The organism is Collimonas silvisoli, from assembly GCF_018305005.1.
Taxonomy (GTDB): domain Bacteria; phylum Pseudomonadota; class Gammaproteobacteria; order Burkholderiales; family Burkholderiaceae_D; genus Collimonas; species Collimonas silvisoli.
The window spans coordinates 1-769 of sequence record NZ_JAGQEG010000232.1 but is presented as its reverse complement, the minus strand read 5'-3'; the positions used below and the strand labels follow the sequence as shown (position 1 = coordinate 769).

2 protein-coding genes are annotated in these 769 nt (G+C 54.4%); one reads left to right on the top strand and one right to left on the bottom strand.

Going from position 1 to position 769, the window contains the following annotated elements:
- Positions 1–365: 365 nt before the first annotated feature.
- The gene (locus KHU33_RS26180) at positions 366–638 is read left to right on the top strand and encodes a hypothetical protein (RefSeq protein ID WP_211468488.1); all 273 of its coding nucleotides are present in this window, start codon (positions 366–368) and stop codon (positions 636–638) included.
- A gap of 14 nt (positions 639–652) precedes the next feature.
- On the opposite strand, the gene KHU33_RS26735 is transcribed toward KHU33_RS26180, so the two are convergent.
- Positions 653–769: SDR family oxidoreductase (locus KHU33_RS26735; protein ID WP_211468133.1), on the bottom strand; the 117-nt coding region annotated here is incomplete at its 5' end.

Genomic DNA, 769 nt, shown 5'->3' with positions numbered 1-769 from the left:
CAACGCACAAATTTCCCAACGTCAATACAATCTTACGGCGATTGACATTCATTTCATCCAGCACCACCAAAACACCGCACAAAGTGCGTCATTTTGCGTTAACGCGTTGCAGCAGATTTCCCCGCGAACCCCGCGTGGCCTGGAGACTTGGCGTTTTTGCGAACTGCGTTAAAAGTAGTGCACTTAACTTCCACTGCGGGCGCGGGGAGACTGCGCTCTAAAGGCCGTGTCCAGCTATGATTTCACATGCAAACGTCTGGTGACAGGCGCAAAAAAAGCCGCGTGAAGCGGCTCAGATCGATGTAGGCGCTGCCGTTACAACACGGCAGCGGGGGCAGGTATCCGTTACCGGAGAACTGGCAACCGTGCTTGGCCGAATTGTCGTGCGCAAGGCGCAGCATAAGATTGAAAACGATCAATTGTTGATGAATGGTGACGGCAAGGTATTCACTCTGCCCGCTTTGCGTAGTCACTTCGACCGGGCGAAAATCGCAGCAGCCAAGGAATCGCCCGAGCTGGCCGCAGATATAAAAGCCTTCCGGTTTTACGACCTTCGCGCAAAAGCCGCTGATGACACATTTATGCTGGCGAAGGACAACATCGTGTCCTGTTCCATAAATCGCTGTAATTCAGCGTAGTCAACATACGGCGGCTACCTGCCATACCCGGCATCAATCACCAGTTCGTTGCCGCTGACAAAGCGGCTGGCGTCCGAAACCAGATACAAGATCGCCGCCGCGACATCGGTGGCCGAACCGCTGCGGCCCAA